This is a genomic window from Pseudoalteromonas sp. (assembly GCF_041629635.1).
Lineage (GTDB): Bacteria > Pseudomonadota > Gammaproteobacteria > Enterobacterales > Alteromonadaceae > Pseudoalteromonas.
In genome coordinates, this window is record NZ_JBFKMX010000025.1 from 1 (window position 1) to 18958 (window position 18958).

Sequence of the window (18958 nt, forward strand, 5' to 3'; positions counted from 1 at the left end):
GATGTTAAATTTGCGAACCCATATTGCGAGCAGATAAATACAAACATAATCATCGCAGGTATTGAAATTGACATTTGCCACTCAATTCCAAGCGCAGCTAAATAAAGAGCAGTAAAAGCTAAACCACCGATACAACTTAACCAGATTATCTTGCTGTAGACTTTATTAATTTTTGCCAGTTGCACCCAATTAAGCTGGTCATTTGCCATTATTTTCATTGATTTATTTGCATAAGTTCTTGGGATTAACATAGCAATCGAAAAACACGAAATAGCTAAGGCAACATAAGACGCGGTTTCAGGTTCAAAAATCTCCTTTGAGATAAATGGAAAGCAAAAAACAGCAAAAATACTGGCTGTTGTTGACACAGCAATGTTTGCAACGCTTTTTAATGGAATATGTTTCGTTTCCAGGCTACTTGAAGCATCGTCTAGCATCATCACAGTTGCTAAGCCAACTAAACAAGCTACAACATAAACAAAATAAGGTGCATTTGGATGTTCAAAACCGTTTAAACTCATAAGTAATGGCATAACAAGGCAAGCTAAAGCGATTAAACACTCTGAAACAGCCAAAATAACAAACCCATGATTAGCGATGCGCTTAAATCGGTAAATATAATAAAAATGCAATATCCAAAGTAACATTAGTGTGAAGTAGATATTTGCAATTATTCCAGCAAAAAACAGACCGACTAAAATCGCACTCGAGCTAAATAGTCCCAACATGGACTGTTTAACAACACTTTTAAAACTACCTAAGTACTCTTGCTTTAATACAAAAAAACCAAAACTCTGACTAAATGCAGTATTGAGCAGCATTAAAATGAAAAAGTCACTGCCAAACGATGCCGTATTCCCTGCGCCTAAAAAGAAAATACACGAAGAAAGCAAAATAACTCTCGAAGCTCCCGGTCCACCAGTCGCTAACAACGGCGCAAAAATCGTCAAAAGCCAGTTAAGCTTGGTATTTTCAACTTTGCCATGCGCCATATATTGCAATCGATGTTTAGAAAGTGACTCTAATGATTGGGAGAATGCATGGCGCATTTTCAAGTTTGATAAGCCGTACTTGCTCGATGTTAAAAGCTCTAAAAACGAAATTTTATCACCTTTAATTTTCTTGCGATAAAAAGAGAAATTCTCTCGATTTCGTTTTGACATTATCGAGCTATGTTTATTTTCAAACAAATCAATCGCGCGTAACTTATTTTGCACGGACGATATACGCTCTAAACCACGATCATCATTTACAATATAAAGCTCTTTACCAAGCCTAAATGCATCACCAAACTTTGCAATCAAACGCACCCATAAATCATGATCTTGCAGGGCCGGTAAATTAGCATCAAAACCATTTACAGCTAAAACACGTTCCCTTTTTACGAGAATTTGATTAGAGCACTGATTTAAATCTAACGCATTAGATAGTGATATCACCTTATTTTTTGAAAACAATGACTTTTTATGAGTGCCATAATCCCAGAAATAACCACTACAAACGAAGGCATATTTATCATCATATACTTTCAGAAGGTCCTCTAAACGGCTTGGTAAAAACACATCATCATCGTCTAAACCTGTTACTAAATCAGTATCAAGATTTTCAATTGCTTTATTGCGTGAAGCACATGCACCGATGGATTGGTCATTTCGGATAAATGTAATTTTGGGATTATTTAAATTGCTTAGATATTCGGACGTGCCATCAGTTGATCCATCATCAACAACACAAATCTTAAAGTTTTGATAGCTTTGCGCCAACACCGAGTCTATCGCTTTTTTTAATAGCTCTAGGCGATTTTTCGATGGTATGTAAATGCCCACACTTAACAGTTTATGAGTCATTATTTAGCCACCAAATCACGATAAATCGCTTCTATTTCAAGGCAAATCGATTTTAACCTGTATTTATTTGCAATAGCTAAAGCATTCTCGGACAGCTTTTGATATTCGCTATGTTCTGCCGACAAAACCGAATTCAGTGCCTTGGTAAAGTTTGAAACTAGTTCAGATTCATTGTTTTGATCAATTAAATATACTGAACCAGTTAACTGCTCTTCTGAGCCATGATTTTTTGTTGCAATTACAGGCGTGCCACATGCCATAGCCTCAGTCATCACAAGACCAAATGATTCATTACGTGACAAACTTATTAAAACTCGGCTTTGATTTAAATACTTAGCAACATCATTTGCGGCAAGTGCCCCTGTTACCGTTACGTTATTGTGTGTTTTTGCAAGTGTTAAAAAGTGCGCTAGATGCGGGCCCATACCAATCACAATAAACTGCTTATCAGGGCATGCTTTAATCAAGGCTTCTAGACGGTCTGTCCCTTTGTTGTGATCTAAGCACCCAACAAAAGCGGCATCAAATTTTTTCTCTATTTCTGGTTGTTGAAAATAAATCGATTCATTAAAGCCCGCGCTTAAAATAGAGTAAGTAATACTTTGAGCATAAAAGCTTTGCTGCAAGCGCTTAGATGTGAAAATCCAGTGATCAACAATACTTATCAGCTTTTTATAAGTTTGACTTGGGTTTTTATAGCAATAAATATCACCACCATGGCAGGTTACAACCACCTTAACGTGTTTATTGCGTAATAACTTATATAACCATGCGCTTAAAATGGTTGGGTAATAATAATGAATATGGATTAAATCAAATTTTTTAGGATTTAAAATAACGCTCAAGAAGAAGCTTATGAAAAAAAACGGATATTTAAATAATCGGTGAAAAAGCGAGTCACCATTCCAGCGCATATAAAAGTAGTCTAAATTACTGACCTTACTCTTTAAGCGTTTAACCTGATTATCTACAAACGAACCCAAAACAGGGGCGCTCTTTTTTGGCCCCATATTTGATACAACCAACACATTCATAATTAATAAACGTTTTTCATTTTAAATGTGTAAGTAACAGTCTTAAAAATAAGTGATATGTAGTGCTTAATAGTCTGTTGATTTACCCAAAGGACATCATTTGCAACGATTTCATCCATAGGTAAATCACTGCGACCATTAATTTGTGCAAGCCCTGTTATACCGGGTTTTGCATCTAATCTTTTAAACCATTCCTTTGGTAGTTTTTCATATTCTTCAGGTACCCAAGGTCGAGGCCCTACAATAGACATATCACCAACAAGCACATTCCATAACTGCGGTAGCTCGTCTAAGCTGGTTTTTCGTAAAAAAGAGCCTAGGGGTGTGATCCTTGGGTCATTTTTATACTTAATAGTGTACTCATTAACCTTTTCAAGTTCACTGTCATCAACCACAGCTTCATTAAGCATACTGCGAAACTTATAAATTGTGATTACCTTGCCACCAAGACCTAGTCTTTTTTGCGCAAAGAAAACAGGTCGCCCCATTTTAATGGCAACCAATATTGCTAATACTAGCAATATTGGAAAAAACAACGATAAAGCTAAAAAAGCAAAGATTATGTCACATAATCGAATTGCTAATTTTTGCATTGTGCTTGCACTCCAATTGCAATTTTTAATGCTTCGATTCCATCTTGTGCGGTCACTCTTGGTGCTCTACCAAAAAGAATCGCTTCAGCAAAGTCTGTATGCTCAGCCATTAGCGGCTCAACATTAGGAACAAAAACACGTTCAACTAAACTTTCTTGCTTATATTTAATATCGCTATTTGAAGAAACGTACGCACCTTGTGCATAACGATTAACTTCAATTTCCTTACGTAAGAAATCGACATTAATAAAACAGTTTTCGCATGAAATTAAAATTGTGCGCTGCTTTGTTTGTGACGCTTTACTTGCTGTAATATCACAAACAATTCCGTTTGCCCCTTTGAAAATTGCAGTAACATAGTCTGAATTGTTAGTGTAAAAGTTACCACCAACGGCACTAACTAGCTCTAACTGACCCGGTACAAGGCAATTCACATTATCAATGTCATGGATCATTAAATCTAAAACAACGTCAACATCATTGGCACGGCTGGTATTATAAGATAAACGATTAGCTTTAATGGCTAAGATCTCTTTATCTTCAAGAATCTTCTGTAGCTCAGGGTAAACCGGGTTGTAGCGCTCAACATGGCCAACCGCCAAGGTTAAATGACGCTCTTCCGCAATTGCTTTTAATTCTTCAGCTTCCGAAACTTTAACCGTAATTGGTTTTTCAATTAAGCAATGCTTATCTTGCAATAAAATTTCTTTAGCAAGTTCAAAGTGCAAAGTAGTAGGCGCAGCTAAAACAACAGCATCGACTGAATCAAGAAATACTTGGAAATCATTAAAGTATTTACAATCAAATTCATTTGCAACATGATTTCCCTGTTGTTCATTGGGATCAAACAAGCCAATACACTCTACAAGTGGATTAGCAACTGCTACTCGCACATGATTGCGGCCCATTGAACCTGCGCCAGCAACACCAATGCGAACCGTTTTTTTAGGTGAATTCATTTTCTTATACCTGTTTTGCTAGGGTATTTAATACACTACAAACTTTTAGCACTTCTTCTTCTGAAAGTGCCGGGTGAACAGGTAATGATAAGACTTTTCTTGATAAAGCGCGAGCATTTTCATCGCCTGCGTTAACGCTTTTATCATTATAAAATACTTGCTCAGTGATACTAAATGGATAAACAATTGCTGAGCCAATTTGATTTTCAGCTAATAAAGCTTGCACCTCAGCACGTTCAATCCCTTCAATTACCACTGTATATTGATGATACACATGTTTAAATCCATTTGGCTCTAATGGCGTTTTAATAAACGGGTTATCAGCAAGCTCTTTGTTATAAATCGCTGCATTACGGCGACGCAAATCGTTCATACCATCAAGCTTTTTAAGCTGCTCTAAACCAATTGCAGCGGCGATATTGGTCATGCGATAGTTATAACCTAAAACATCATGCTCATACTGATCAACACGACCATGATTCAAATACTTACGACCAAGTGCGGCAACTGCTTCATCTTTAAATAAAGTCATACCGCCTTCTGAGGTGGTCATATTCTTTGTTGGATAAAAGCTAAAACATGATGCATCACCAAAGCTACCTGCTTTTTGTTCATTTACTAAAGCACCATGGCTTTGAGCACAGTCTTCAATGATTTTTAAATCGTATTTCCCTGCAATTTGTTGCAAGCGGTTCATATCGCATGCTAAACCAAAGATATGGACAACCATAATGGCTTTAATGGATTCGTCATAATTAGACTCCAGATAAGCTTCCAACTTATCTAAATCTAACGTAAAGGTTTGCGGATCAATATCAACAAAAACCGGTACTGAGCGATTAAACAGAATTGAGTTACTTGATGCAATAAAGGTAAATGGGGTTGTTAAAACTTTGTCACCTTCGCCAATACCAAGTGCCAGAAGCGCAATATGTAACGCGGTTGTACCATTACATGAAGCAGCACCAAAAGGCATACCAATGTAATCTGCAAATTTTTGTTCAAAATCGGCTACTACTGCACCTGTTGCAATCATCCCCGACTTCATCACGTCAACAACGGCATTAATTTCTTCTTCGCCCATTTCAGGCTTGGCCATATTAATCATAGAAAACTCACTTAATAATTTAAAAAACTGGTAAAACTTTAATAGCGCTTAAAGGAAGAGATAAGACTTCTTGCGTTGTGGGTTCGGTAAACTCTATAGATTGTGTTTCTTTAGCAACATCAGTGATATGTTCTGATAACACGCGTTCGCCATTTTTATACACAAAGCCAACAACTTTGGCCGGATTGCCAACAACCAGTGCATGTGCCGGGATTGATTTATTTACCACAGCGCCTGAACCTATCATGGCGTACTCACCTATTACAATGCCGCATACCAACGTCGCGCCAGCACCAATAGATGCGCCTTTTTTAATTAGTGTAGGCGTCACTTTCCAATCAGGGTTTACTGCTCGCGGGCGAAAGTCATTAGTAAAAATCGCTGAAGGACCAACAAATACGTCATCTTCAATAGTAACGCCATTATAAACAGAAACATTGTTTTGAATTTTAACATTAGCGCCAATCGAAACATCAAAATCAATATAAACATTTTTAGACAAAATTGTGTTTTCACCTATTTGCGCGTTTTCACGAACTTGTACTAAGTTCCAAACCTTTACATTGTCTGCCAACTGCGCTTTTGGACTTACCTCAGCAGTTTGGTGAATAAAAGCTGTTGTCATTTTATCCTGCCTGTTTTAATTCATTGATATGTGACATAAAGTCAGAAATTGCTTGTTGATTTGCAGCGTTTCTAACGGTTTCTTTTTTCTTTATATCTAAACTTTTAATCTGTGATTCATTGTTTAACGCAATCAACAGCCCTTGTTTTTCAAGCTGTTTGTCTACGTTTGGTAATTCACCCGAAAATAAAGTATACGCCGGTGTATTTAAACAAGCGGCTTCTCTATTCATACTACCACCACCACTAATAACGGCATCAGCACAATTGACTAATTGAAGGCCATCTAATACGCGCTCAGAAAACTTAAAATTAGGGAACTTGCTTTCTAATGCCACTTTTTGCGATTCTACACGAGGGAGTACCAACACTGTCACATCAATTTCATTCAAACGTGTTAAACATAAATCAAAAAATGATTCATCGTTGTTATGATAAAGCGCAAGCGTTGGCGGTGGCCTTACAACGACAAGCGGCTTTTTTAGTTCACTTTCAGAAAGTCCAAATGCATTTTGAATAATTGAATAGTAATCATCTACTTTTTTAAAGTCGGCTAAACAAATATCTTCTTTTAATCCGCTGTAACGACGAATTTGCTTAGCACCAAACTTTAATGCACTTTGCTGTGGAAACGCAGTAGGTAAACTTACAATACTGGCGAGTCGAAACGCGATATGGTTTGCTGGCTGGCCTTCAAAATCCATGCTTGTTAGGCTAGGAATACCAAGTAGTTTGGCTGCAGCTAATTGAAAGTAAGAGTTGTGTGAAAGCGCAACATCGAACTTTTTGCTTTTAGCATAACGAAAAAGTGAAACTGTTCTGGCAATTAGGCTAAACACTTTAGCAAGTTTATTTTTACCACCATGCCCATCTACTAAAGTTGCATTTAAGTTATGCTGCTTTACAAGTTGTGCTGTTTGAGCAAAATCCCTGTATGTGATCTCAACCTCTATTCCACTTTGCTTTAACCTTTTAATGATGGGTAAAAAGAAAATAACATGCGGCGAGTTTACAAGATCGATCCAAACTCTCATATTTACCTTAAATTGCGCGTTGTAGGTTAAAAATCGGCGCAAATTATACCCTTTAATCTCGGTTATAATCAATCATACGTAGAGAGTAGCCCGTTAATGTGTTTAAAAGACCTACATCAATACACTTTAACTTTAAAGACGCAGCTCTATTTTAAAAGCAGATGTTAAGTGAAAACATGCCCATTCGCAGCAAAGCATGTAAAATGCTACTATTCACGTTCTCGTAAACACAAGTTTAAAAATCATGCTAGCGTCTTCAATAAAAAGGCTTTTTAAACAATTTGGTTTTAGCCCCCAACTAGCACCTATCGCAAAACAGCCAGTAAAAGAAAAAGTGGCTTTTATTCATATTGCGAAATGTGGCGGAATCTCCATTGATAACGCATTACGTGCTGTTTTTGCTCAACCAGGCGATAAACGTTTATGCCGAGAAACCTCAATTGCTGGTAGCTTAGCAAATTACCAATCACCAATAGAAACGCTGGAGGATTGTTGTGACTTTAGTGAACACCACTTACTACACTTACAACATGTCTTAAAATATTTTGCCCAGTCAAACCATAGTTTCATAAGTGGGCATTGGGGAGTAAACAGCGAAATTCTTAAAGCACATGCTCATAAAAGAGATTTCATTACAGTGCTTAGGGATCCAGAGAGTCGCTTAAAATCTAATTACATTTTTAATAAGTTAAGTAATTCACTTAAGATAATGCCACCAAATAACATTAATACCGACTCAGTAATAAGTGAGGCTAAGGAAATTGTGTTTGGTAGAAGAGGATGGCAAATGGCTAATACGCAAATTGCATTTATTGCTGGAAAATACCCTAAACACTTAGATGATGCAAAAAAATTACAAAGCACTTTTATTGATAATTTAAACCATTTTAAATTAGTTGGATTTTTAGAAGATTTACCTAGTTTTAAAAAACAGTTTTATGCAACTTATCAAAAAGATGTACGCATAAAAAAGCATAATGCTACAAGTCGCTTAGTTGATGGTACAAAGCAACTAATGCTGGATGACCTCAGACAATTCTTTGATGACAAGAGCACCAAACGACATTTAGAAAAAATTTGCAGTGTTGAAAAAGAAAGTTACTTAATAGCAAAAGAGCGCCATTTTGAATAATAAAATCATTTTCAATAGCGCCTTATTATTTATCGAAAAGTTCATCATACTGGCACTTGGCTTAGTAAACACCTTAGTTATAGCAAGATATGCTGGAAAAGAGCTCTTTGGAAACTTTGCTTTTATTGTCTCGACGGCCAGCTTATTTTTGCCCTTTACACTTATTGGGCTAAATAACGTTTGCAGTAAATATTTTATAAAATACCCAAAAAATAGCCACCATTACTTAAAGGCCGCTTTAATAATACGAGCCATTTTTGCTTCATTGGCAATTTTAATAACTTTCTTCGTTGCAAAAATCTACTTCAATGATGAGCTTAGTCCATTAGTTGTTTTAGCGGTATCACTGCAGTGGTTTAATATTTTTACACTTATCGAATTTGTCTACTTAGCAAATCAACATGCTTTAAAACCTACAACTATACGTGTATTTTGCAGGTTAATCGCAAAACTGACTCTTCTATTTTCGGTATTAAACGAATTACCAATAATATACTGGATACTTGCTATAGGATGTGAATACCTTCTAATAGCTCTTAGCTATATAATGATTTATATTAAAGATGACATTCACCTAAATGACAGTCATCGTCGGCTTTTCAGTACTTGCAAACGATTATTCAAAAAATCTAAATGGCTCTTTTTATCCAGTATCGCAGCAGTGTTATATTTAAAAATCGATCAGGTGATGTTAGGTGTCATGCTATCGAGTCAAGATGTTGCGTACTATGCGGCGGCAGCTAAACTTTCAGAGTTTTGGTACATATTCCCCGTACTTTTAGCCAATGTTTTTATGCCAAAACTAGTCAACCTATATAAAGTGAATAAAGGTGGCTACTGGCATTTACAACGAAAACTATTTCTCACCCTTTCAACTGTAGCGCTTACACTAACAGTAATTACCTATTTTGCGGCCCCTTACATAATTCATTTATTATTCGGAGATGGTTACGCGCCTAGTAGCACGATATTACAGATACATATTTTGGGGTGTTTATTTATTTTTAATCGCGCTTTTATTAGTAAATGGCTCATATTATCAAACAATTACCCATATAGTTTATACAGTCATGGATTTGGCGTCATAATCAATCTCGGGTTAAACTATTTGCTTATCCCAATATATGGCGGTGCAGGTGCTGCTATCGCGAGTGTAGCTGCTTATTTTGCAGCCAGCTTTGGGTTTATGTTCTTTTTTAATAGAACCAAGACTTTTATATTTAAAATATTTCAAGTGTCAAAAAGCTCAGAAATAGAAAAAAGGAAGTTATTATAATGACAATGAAAAACAAGCATTTAACACTCTTAATTGTTTTGCTTACCACACTGATAACTATAATTTACTTCCCGAGTTTGACTGTGCCTTTCTATCTTGATGATCATAGCTCAATAGTTGATAACACAATTTTACACACAGGTTCTGCGGCACAAGTATTAGAATCTTCAGGTAGGCGCTTTGTAACCTATATTTCACTCTGGTTAGATCTGAAGTTCAATGATGATGTTAAGCAATTTCATATTACTAACTTAGTAATCCACCTTCTCGCAGGATTATTTAGTTACTTACTATCTACAAAACTAATTGGAAAAGCTTATCCACATTTAAGTGAATCAAAAATTAGTTACATTTCTCTTTTTGCAGCAGTTTTATTTGTTATCCACCCATTGCAAACCCAAGCGGTGACCTACATTATTCAGCGTACTGCTTCTTTAGCAGCGTTATTTTATTTGGCCAGCTTATTTTTCTATATGTGCTTTAGGAGTTCCAATTCAACACTACAAAAAGCTAGTTATTTTTCTCTTTGTTTCTCTTCCACACTGCTAGCCCTTTTTACAAAGGAAAATACTTACTCCCTTTTAATTGCCTTTATTTTGGTAGAGTTTGCCTTATTTAACAGTTTAAATATCAAAAGGACATTACTTGGGAGTCTTTTAGTTATAAGTTCAATAATCGTTTTAGGGCTTTTCAGCACTGAGTTTCAGGGTGCACTTCAAGCAGTAGATCGTCTTACAAGAGAAGACTTAATGACGTCTAGGATTGACTATTTTCTGGCACAACTAAGTATACTATGGCTGTACGTTTTAAAGTTTATAGCGCCTTTTAATCTTAGGTTGGAATATGACTACACAATTAATTCATTTTCCCTTTTACTAACTTCAATTTCAGCAATTCTCCATTTTGCGTTTATTATATTTGCCATATTAAATTGCAAAAAAAAGCCATTAATTTCTTTTTTAATATTTCTTTTCTATACAACTCATAGCATAGAATCCAGCTTCATCCCAATTAAAGATCTTATCTTTGAGCATCGCACTTATCTGCCAAATTACAGCTTGTGCCTGCTGCTAAGCTTATTGCTTTTCAGTTTATGCTCCATCCCAAAATATAAAACCACAACAATTGGTTTTTTAGTTATATTGACTCTCTTCCTCAGCTTTTTAACCTACAAAAGAAATATTCAGTGGCAGAACCCCATTACTTTCTATAAAAACGAGCTAACTTATTCACCTAAAAGCTGCAGAGTGCTCGGAAACCTTGCTTATGAATACCAAAAATTAGGTGATATCGCCCGCTCAACCAATACTTTAGAAAAGTGTTTGCATAATTCATCTAATCAAAGTTTAAACCCACAACTTGTTATTAATTATATTTCTCTTCTTATTTCTCAAAAACAATTATTAAAAGCCGAAGCAATTGCGATTCAATGGCTTGATAAGGTATCTGATGTACCATTTATTAAAATTGATCTGCTAGACAGTTTAGCTGACATCAAGCTTCAGATGAATGACTTAACGATGTCAGAGCAGTATCTGAGAGAGTCCATTCGGATTGTCCCTAATCAGTCGCGTTCGCTGATTTCACTTTCACTTGTACTGGCTAAGCAAGGAAGGTTTTCTGAAGCAAGAGAATATGTTATTCAAGGGTTAGCAATAGAACCTAATAACGAACTAGGAAAACTAATCGCACAAAGACTAGGTGTTGAAAACTAAAGGTTGTTCAACGTAACTTATTTTAAAACTAAAAGTAACCTAAAGTTTCGAGCTACATTATCAAAAAAGGGCTATTTTACTTAGCCCTCTTTTATATATTTGAACGTAAATTTATAAAGAAAACGAATCAACCAAACGCTTATACTCTTTAATCACTTCGTCTTTAATGCTTTCATCACCGCTTACTGATAAGGTGTAAAATGTGTTATTTTCTTTATCAAGTACAGCTAAATTATGTATATGCTGAACACCCGATGGTGTTTTTGCTGTGAACACATACTCTTTATTTTGTTTTTTACCTTTATATGTCGCATCCATTTCACCAACCAGGGTAAGAGTGACATTTTGGTATTCTTTGGCTATTAATCCATTCGCTGCTGAATTTATAAAGCCTTGCCATTCCTCTTCTGAACCAGTATAACTGGCACCTTCAAGTACTTGGCAAATTACATTCGATGCAATCTTTGCATTACTTTTGATTTGAGTAGAAATCGTTTGCGCTAATTTTAGAGTGACACCTTCAGCTAAATCTAGCGATTGCCTTTTCGTTTTTGGTGGTGTTACAAAGTCAGCAGTAGCATCACACTTTGCAGAAACAATACTTGAAAAACATAACAGAATCACAGATGTAAACAGCACTAACTTTTTAGTCATTTAAAACCTCAAAAACTATTTATGATAACAAAAAGCCCAGCAAGTGCTGGGCTTTTAATTACTGAAAGTAATTAAATATTAATTACTTACCTTTGTACTGAGAGTTAGAAACTTCAGAACGACCGTTTGCATTTTGCGTGAACGCGTGTGCTGAAACGTCGCCTTTATCAGCGTCAAGGTTAAATGTAACACTTAGCTTAGTTGCATCTTTAATACCAAACAAACCTGCAATAGCTGTTTGTGATACTTTAGTTACTGTCTTAGCCTTAGCTTTGAAGCCTAGGTTAAGTGGACCATGAGCTGTACCGTTGTTATCGATAGCAGATACGATCACGTCAGCGTCTTTAGCACTTTCGTTAGCGATATGCACAGAAGACTGAGTACCTGTGTAAAGTACTGGGAAGTAAGGTACGTTGATGATAGTAGCATCTAGAGCCCACTTACCTGAATCAACGTTAGACGCGATAACGTAACCGCCAGTAGGTAGTGTAGCGTTAGAAGAAGCTTTAACTACAGCTTTTGAAACAACATTACCAGTTTGAGGGATAACATTACCTGCACCTGTCATTGGCGCTGTGAATGTCCAAGTCTCTTTAACTGTTTCTTTAGTAGAACCAGAGAAAGCTGTGTAATCTGCTGTAAGTGTATCGAACTCTTTTGCACCAGTAGACTTAGATGCAACTGGAGTAACTACTGCACCAGCGATACCAGTCATAGAAGTGATATCAGCAAAGTTACCTGTTGCAATAACATCTACGTTAGCAGCTGCAACAGCTAGGCCTAAAGTTTGGTCATTAACAAGAGTGTACTTAAGCTGATCAGTTGTACCTGAAGCAAAAGTTAACTGAGACTCACGCTCGATTAAAGCATCAAGCTTAGTAGTTACAGTGTAAGAGAACTGGCTCTTTTCTGTAGCTAGTTCGAAAGTACCTGATTCAACAGCTGCTGAATTGAATACTGAATCGTAAGTTAGGTTAGTTGCACCAGCAATCTTAACTTTAGTGCCACCAAGAGTAACACCAAATGAAGATAATGCGCTCATTGGGTTACCAATGCCCACATCAAACATGATTTTATCAACATCACCAGTTTTAGTAGCTTCTTTAACTTGTACGTTGTTGAAAGTAAAGTTACCGTTACCGTAATCAAATGTGATATCACCACACTTAACTGAAGTACCACCTACAGCAGCACAAGCACCGCCTAGTAAGCCATTTAAATCAACATTCTTGTCGAATGTTAAAGTAATTGAAGTTGTTGCTGGGTGATCTTTTTCAACTACAACGTTGAAAGATACATCTGCTGCAACTGGAGCTACTTTAAGAGCAACACCTTCAGATGAAAGATTAATTTTAGTGCTAGGTGCAATAGTTACAGCTTGAGCTGCAAATGTACCAACTACAGCAGTAGCTACTAGCGCTTTTTTGAATAGTTTCATTATTTCCATTCTCCAAGTTTCATGAAACTGGTAAAGAGTACAATTACCCTTCACCAAGAATTTTTTATAACTCGGCAAGGAGTTTACCGAATTACGTTCGAAATTTAAGGGGTATTCCCTTTCAAGTCAAGCTTAAACACAATAATAGTAATGATTTATTGGTTAATTATTAACAAACTACCGTTATGTTTAGAGCACGTTTTCAAAAGCTAATAAAAAGGTTTACTTTTTCATTAACTTTTTGCAGAAGATTATATCTTCTTAATGAAAAAGATTAGCATTTAGAGCCAATCTTTCTCATTCTAAACCAACTATATATGCTGATCAAGGATCTTATTAGGCTAAATTATATGTCATTTGATACTCAATGCATGAAAAGACCATTCACATATTGATTACAAATTTATAATGTTAAATTCTTAAGCTCACTAACAAATTGTGCTCGTATTTTTTCCCAATCCTGAGTATTTGACACAATTTTTGGTGTCACTAATACAACCAACTCGGTTTTATCTGACTCTTCTGAGTCATTTCTAAATAAGTGACCCAGGATTGGAACACTGCCCAACATTGGTATTTGCGAAGAACTAGAGTTGCGGTTTTCACTAATTAAACCTCCTAGTAAAACCGATTGTCCATTCGCAGCTACCACTTCAGTATTGATTGTTCTTTCAAAAATCGCTGGGGTGCCCTCTAAACCACCAGCTGCAGACACATTAGATATCCGCTGAGCAATATTCATAATAATTGTGCCTTGGGCGTTAATCGTTGGGGTAACATCTATATTTACACCCGTTTTACGGTACACAATTTCTGTTGTCTGACGCTCCCCTGCAATAGGATCACTTGTAGTGCTACCAATAGTTGGGATGTCATCACCTACACTGATATTAGCTGCAACTCCATCTCGCACAAGTAATGTTGGTCGCGATAGTACATTAATTAAACCATCTGTTTGATTGAGGTTTAAGTTTACATTGCCATCAATACCTACAATTGAATAGCTAAAGCCACCTTTTTTACTAAATCCAATATCGCGATTAGTTTGAGTAACATCGCTGGAAGAGCTAAGAGCAAATTCAACACCTTTGGCAAATGAGCCTGTCAACTTCACTTCAGCAATAACCACTTCAAGCATCACTTGTTTTGGCATTACATCTAATCGCTTGATAATTGGCTGAAGCTCTTGATAATACTGCCCAGAAGAATAGAAAATTAAAGCATTTGCTCTTTCATCAACGACTAACCGCATGTTATCGCCTTCAACACTCTGAGTAGTTGTGGCCGTCGCTGCAGCTTTCTGCTGATTGTTATCTCTTGATTGCTGAACTGCTTGGCCTGCTCCAACTGTCCCAGAAGAAGATAAACTTCCCCCGATTAGCGGAGCAATACTTCTACCCAAATCAGCTGCTCTGGCATACTTGGGGTGATAAATATAAAAGCTCTGCTCAGCACCAGTTGCAGGTTGGTCTAACTCTTTTAACCAATATTCAACCCTTTCTAAAATAGTATCCGATGATGTAAAGACTACTAATTGCCCCAAATGTTCGATTGGAACAAAGTTAACACTCCCCTGCCCAACAAACTTTGAACCAACTTTAATCCCCTCTTGAGCAAGAAGTAAGGTCAGCTTTTCAACAAAAGTAGCAGAGTCAATATAATTAAAGCTAATCAAACCAATAGATTTTTTATAGAGAGCTTCGCTGTCTAATAAATCTATAAGTGATAAAGCCCTAAGAACAGCTTCACGTTTACCTTCAATTGAAACAAGACCTTGAACTACATCAACTTTGATCACTGCATTTACAAGCTGTCTTAACGTTTGCTGAACAGTGGTTTCAAAGCCGTATTTAATTGGAATTAACTGAACAATTTCACCTGAAACATCGGGAACGTCGCTCGCTTTTCTGCCAAATCCAAAAGACCGGCTCGCATTACCTTCAGAAGATATTGGATGAACATAGAAAATATCATCGTTCAAACTGATGTTAATACCATTCTGCCTTAGGATCTGTGTCACTAACTGGAAAAGACGTTGACCATTCACATTTTTCTTTAATTCAAGAGTAACTGGAATTTTATTATCTTTAACGGTTGGCTCGAGAAGGTAGGACACTTGAAGTAATTCGCCTAAAGAATAATGAACAAACTCACCTAGAGGCATTGCGTTAGCTGAAATTTGATACTGTTTCTTACTCGAAAACTTTTTTGACAAGTCGATGTTATCACTTGATAAAAAACGATTTTTTTCAGCACTAGCGACTCTTGTTAAACCACCTCTGTTGACCTCAGATTCGAACTCAACATCTTTAATTTTTTCATCTTGCTCAACAATTGCATCTTCTAAGAACGATTGCTCAACTGTAATCCCCCCATCTTTAACATGTGTATTAGGGTTTGATAAAATTGAGCAACCCTGTACTGATATTGTAATTGCTAAAGCTAAGGCTATTTTACGTTTATTAAACATTCTATACATTTTCATTTCGTTTAAATAAATTGAACACTACTCTTTTGCCATTGTTATTAAGAGTTATTTGATTTGAAGATACAGCAAGTAATTCAACATTTGGCATTATAGACTGACCAACATCAACCCGTTTACTTTCATTATCAGGATTTTGTAGAATCACAAAACGATTATTGTTCTCTCTAAAAATACCTACCAATCGGAAGTCAATTCCATTTATTAATAGCGTAGGAAAATTAGGCTTAGGAGATTCCGCAACTGAATTGCTTTGCTGTTTAACCTCTTCTTTAAGCTTTGCCGCATCAGCCTCTTCCCTCAATTTCTCTTCAACCCAATATTTTTCAGCTTTAGAGATTCCTTTTGGCATTGGAATTATATAACTGTCTAATGCAAGAAAATCTTTGGACGTATTACTCGATGGTTTCTCAAAATCAGGAATCAAAGTAAAACAATACCATGCAGTTAGCAAACTCAAAAGCGAAACAAGTGTTTTCATGGCTGTTGCTCCAAACCATACTGCCATACAAGGAGGTTAAGACGCGCTGTAACTTCTCTATTGATATCACGATTAATTTCTTGACCACCATAAAAGAAAGTGTCTATTCGAGTGATCGGCTTTAAGGATTCAAGCACACGCATGCTTGTTACCAAGCACTGAGCGAACCCCTTGAAGCTCGCTTGGATACGCCACTGTTTTAGATTTTCATTCACTTCAGTAAAACCTTCCCAACCTATTTGCTCGGTTTTACAGCCTGATTCAGACAAAACTTTTTCAATATTTCTTTGAGCGATTAGCTTGAATTCAGATTCGTCGGAAATGTTATATACATATGGCAAGACTTGAGCCAAGTTTCCTTGTGATTTAACTAACGTGTTTTGTAATTCATCTTTTATACTAACGAGATGCTCAACTCGAACTAAACGACTGTCGATAGATCTAATTTTTTCTGCATTCAAGTCAATCACTTCCCACGTAGGAACTACAATTAAACGAATCGACAATAAAGCTATAATAATAATTAAGTGGTGCTTATATTTTTGAATTGTTTTCACGATGTACCATTTCGATTCTAAACTGTAAAACAAAGGCGTCTTCACCCCTTGACTTTCTCACTACACCATCAAAAGATGCATTAACGACATTATCTAACTTGCTTAACTTTTCAAGAATTTTAGAGGCATCTTGCGCCCTACCTCTCACATTGAACATATCATCTCTCTTAATGAACTGCTGAACAAACATCCCTTCTTCAACTAATTCGTAAATTATATCCCAATGACTATAATAATTTTCAACGGATAGTAAACTAGACGCAATGCTATTAGCTGATGATAGGTTTTCTTGGATTTCCGTTTGAGTGTTAAGCAGACTATTTACTAAATCCCCATGGGCTTCTAATTTATTTTCTAAATTAGACAATTGAATATGGCTATATATGTATATGGCCAATGTAATCATCACAGCAGTCGAAGCTGGAAATAAATACAAAGAGTGAAGTTGTTTTTTTGTAAATATTTTATAAATATCAAAAGATGTTTCTTGAATAAACTCTCGGAAAGAAAGACCCTCAGTTAATTGTAAAAGAGCCTTCGCATACTCCTTTTGAGATAACTTTTTGCATTTTACCGTATTTGCAATACCGGCACTTAAATAAAAGTGGTAAAAGGTTGTTAATAACCCCCCTGAAAATGCCGATATTACACGATTTTGTTTTTGAGCAATAAAAAATTGCCCACTAGGAGAATCTACCTCAAAAGCAATATCACCTTCTAAACCTAAAATTTTTGACATTAATTCAGTTTCTGGAATTAAAATTGCTCCCGCAGAAACATGTTCGTCCAACTCTTTGCTAAATTGAATGGTTTTAACGTCAAAACCATCAACACTGTCGTTATCGTATATTTTTTCAACTAAGGCACGGGCGTTTGATGAACTCCTAGTTAACTGCAATAGTTTTCTAAGTTCACTTTTTGAAATTGCTGGATATGTCTTCCAGGTTTCTTGATAATACTTTTTAGATACGACCACAATTCGGCTTGCTTTATCACAATTGACAAAACCATTTGAAGTATCCAGCCGATAATAACGACCTGCAAAATAACAGATAAATTTACTTAGTAATTTATTAGGTATTATATTTTTAAACAAAGTTTTCAAAAACTACTATTCCTAATCAATAGTTATTTAGTTCCACTTAACACTCGTTATAGTGACCGGTTGACGATAGTTTCTAGGTGTGAATGATGCTATAAACTGTTTGCTTATCATTTGCTCTTTGTTTGTAACACTAATTTTGATTCTCAACTTTCTACCTGGTGAAAAGGTTAAAAATTCATCGTCATCTCTTCCTGTTAGCAAATAGAACTGGTACCTATTTAACTTTCCTTCTTCTCGAAGTTCAATGAGCTGTTTTGCTACAGATTCATTATTTACAAATGCGCTAAGCACTATATCAGGTGCATTCAAAGGGTTAAACCCTGCTGTTAATTCAATAGAAAAATACTTTTCTAAACTATTCAGAGATAAATGTTCAGCACCTTGAATAAAAGTAATCTCATCAAAGGATTGAAGGTATCCATTTCTAGGACCATTCCGCCCTTGAGTTTTATAAAATGTATATTCAGCTCCATTTGTTTGTGCATTATTATCTTTATCAACCCAATCAATGACGGAAGAGACGAATGTATTTAAGTGTTGCTCACCTACATTTAACTCCCTAAGAACCTGCCTAGCGGTAGGCACATAAAGCTTATTCAAACTAATAAGTGATGATAGATCCTGAATTTCATAGGTTACATCCGAACCTACATTAAATGGCTCGCCATGAAAGTTCCAATTTTTAACAAAAGCATCAAGACTGTTAGGTTGCCGTACAAATTGGTTTGACAATAGTTTTTGCAACAACCTTGCCTCACCTCTTTCCAACTTTAACTGTAATTCAAATGCTTTTTTGACTTTTTCTCCTATTTTTACCTGTTGAGAAACAGTTTGCGAAACAAACACTGCTAAAGTTGTCAAAATTAAAGATATTATAAGCACTTGAACAAGCGCTACTCCACGCTCAAAACGCATA

At 36.1% G+C, this 18958-nt stretch carries 17 protein-coding genes; 3 read left to right on the top strand and 14 right to left on the bottom strand.

Going from position 1 to position 18958, the window contains the following annotated elements:
• The 7 genes from ABYD77_RS05770 to ABYD77_RS05800 form a co-directional block, all read right to left on the bottom strand.
• On the bottom strand, positions 1-1847 hold a 1847-nt coding region (locus ABYD77_RS05770), incomplete at its 3' end, for a glycosyltransferase (protein ID WP_372767894.1).
• Complete coding sequence (locus tag ABYD77_RS05775; protein WP_372767896.1) at positions 1847-2881, bottom strand: glycosyltransferase family 4 protein; 1035 nt, start codon at positions 2879-2881, stop codon at positions 1847-1849. The genes ABYD77_RS05770 and ABYD77_RS05775, both read right to left, overlap by 1 nt.
• Positions 2882-2883: 2 nt before the next feature.
• The gene (locus tag ABYD77_RS05780; RefSeq protein WP_372767898.1) at positions 2884-3474 is read right to left on the bottom strand and encodes a sugar transferase; all 591 of its coding nucleotides are present in this window, start codon (positions 3472-3474) and stop codon (positions 2884-2886) included.
• Positions 3462-4433 (bottom strand): Gfo/Idh/MocA family protein, encoded by a 972-nt coding sequence (locus tag ABYD77_RS05785; RefSeq protein ID WP_372767900.1) that lies wholly within the window; start codon positions 4431-4433, stop codon positions 3462-3464. The genes ABYD77_RS05780 and ABYD77_RS05785 overlap by 13 nt, the downstream gene beginning before the upstream one ends.
• 4 nt (positions 4434-4437) lie before the next feature.
• On the bottom strand, positions 4438-5541 hold the full coding sequence (locus ABYD77_RS05790; protein ID WP_372767902.1) for a DegT/DnrJ/EryC1/StrS family aminotransferase: 1104 nt from the start codon (positions 5539-5541) through the stop codon (positions 4438-4440).
• A 19-nt stretch (positions 5542-5560) separates the two neighbouring features.
• A complete protein-coding gene (locus tag ABYD77_RS05795; RefSeq protein ID WP_372767904.1) occupies positions 5561-6166 on the bottom strand; it encodes an acyltransferase in 606 nt (201 codons plus the stop codon).
• A gap of 1 nt (position 6167) precedes the next feature.
• Entirely contained in the window at positions 6168-7199 is a 1032-nt protein-coding gene (locus ABYD77_RS05800) for a DUF354 domain-containing protein (protein WP_372767906.1), read from the bottom strand.
• A 244-nt stretch (positions 7200-7443) separates the two neighbouring features.
• Here ABYD77_RS05800 and ABYD77_RS05805 point away from each other — a divergent pair, with 244 nt between their 5' ends.
• Genes ABYD77_RS05805 through ABYD77_RS05815 form a run of 3 tightly spaced genes read left to right on the top strand, consistent with a single transcriptional unit; the run spans position 7444 to position 11322 of the window.
• Complete coding sequence (locus ABYD77_RS05805; RefSeq protein WP_372767908.1) at positions 7444-8331, top strand: hypothetical protein; 888 nt, start codon at positions 7444-7446, stop codon at positions 8329-8331.
• On the top strand, positions 8324-9607 hold the full coding sequence (locus ABYD77_RS05810) for a flippase (protein ID WP_372767910.1): 1284 nt from the start codon (positions 8324-8326) through the stop codon (positions 9605-9607). The genes ABYD77_RS05805 and ABYD77_RS05810 overlap by 8 nt, the downstream gene beginning before the upstream one ends.
• Complete coding sequence (locus ABYD77_RS05815; RefSeq protein WP_372767912.1) at positions 9607-11322, top strand: tetratricopeptide repeat protein; 1716 nt, start codon at positions 9607-9609, stop codon at positions 11320-11322. The genes ABYD77_RS05810 and ABYD77_RS05815 overlap by 1 nt, the downstream gene beginning before the upstream one ends.
• Before the next feature lie 111 nt (positions 11323-11433).
• On the opposite strand, the gene ABYD77_RS05820 is transcribed toward ABYD77_RS05815, so the two are convergent.
• The 7 genes from ABYD77_RS05820 to ABYD77_RS05850 all read right to left on the bottom strand — a co-directional run bounded on the left by ABYD77_RS05820 (position 11434) and on the right by ABYD77_RS05850 (position 18957).
• Positions 11434-11976: a PsbP-related protein gene (locus ABYD77_RS05820; protein WP_372767914.1), complete on the bottom strand. Its 543-nt coding sequence runs from the start codon at positions 11974-11976 to the stop codon at positions 11434-11436.
• A gap of 82 nt (positions 11977-12058) precedes the next feature.
• Positions 12059-13414, bottom strand: coding sequence for a hypothetical protein (locus ABYD77_RS05825; RefSeq protein ID WP_372767916.1), 1356 nt, complete (start codon positions 13412-13414; stop codon positions 12059-12061).
• A 403-nt stretch (positions 13415-13817) separates the two neighbouring features.
• Entirely contained in the window at positions 13818-15893 is a 2076-nt protein-coding gene (locus tag ABYD77_RS05830; protein WP_372767918.1) for a secretin N-terminal domain-containing protein, read from the bottom strand.
• Positions 15886-16380: a hypothetical protein gene (locus tag ABYD77_RS05835; protein ID WP_372767920.1), complete on the bottom strand. Its 495-nt coding sequence runs from the start codon at positions 16378-16380 to the stop codon at positions 15886-15888. Before ABYD77_RS05835 ends, ABYD77_RS05830 begins: the two co-directional genes overlap by 8 nt.
• The gene (locus ABYD77_RS05840; protein WP_372767921.1) at positions 16377-16937 is read right to left on the bottom strand and encodes a hypothetical protein; all 561 of its coding nucleotides are present in this window, start codon (positions 16935-16937) and stop codon (positions 16377-16379) included. The genes ABYD77_RS05835 and ABYD77_RS05840 overlap by 4 nt, the downstream gene beginning before the upstream one ends.
• Positions 16915-18042, bottom strand: coding sequence for a hypothetical protein (locus ABYD77_RS05845; RefSeq protein ID WP_372767923.1), 1128 nt, complete (start codon positions 18040-18042; stop codon positions 16915-16917). Before ABYD77_RS05845 ends, ABYD77_RS05840 begins: the two co-directional genes overlap by 23 nt.
• Positions 18043-18069: 27 nt before the next feature.
• The gene (locus ABYD77_RS05850) at positions 18070-18957 is read right to left on the bottom strand and encodes a general secretion pathway protein GspK (protein ID WP_372767925.1); all 888 of its coding nucleotides are present in this window, start codon (positions 18955-18957) and stop codon (positions 18070-18072) included.
• Position 18958: the final 1 nt, after the last annotated feature.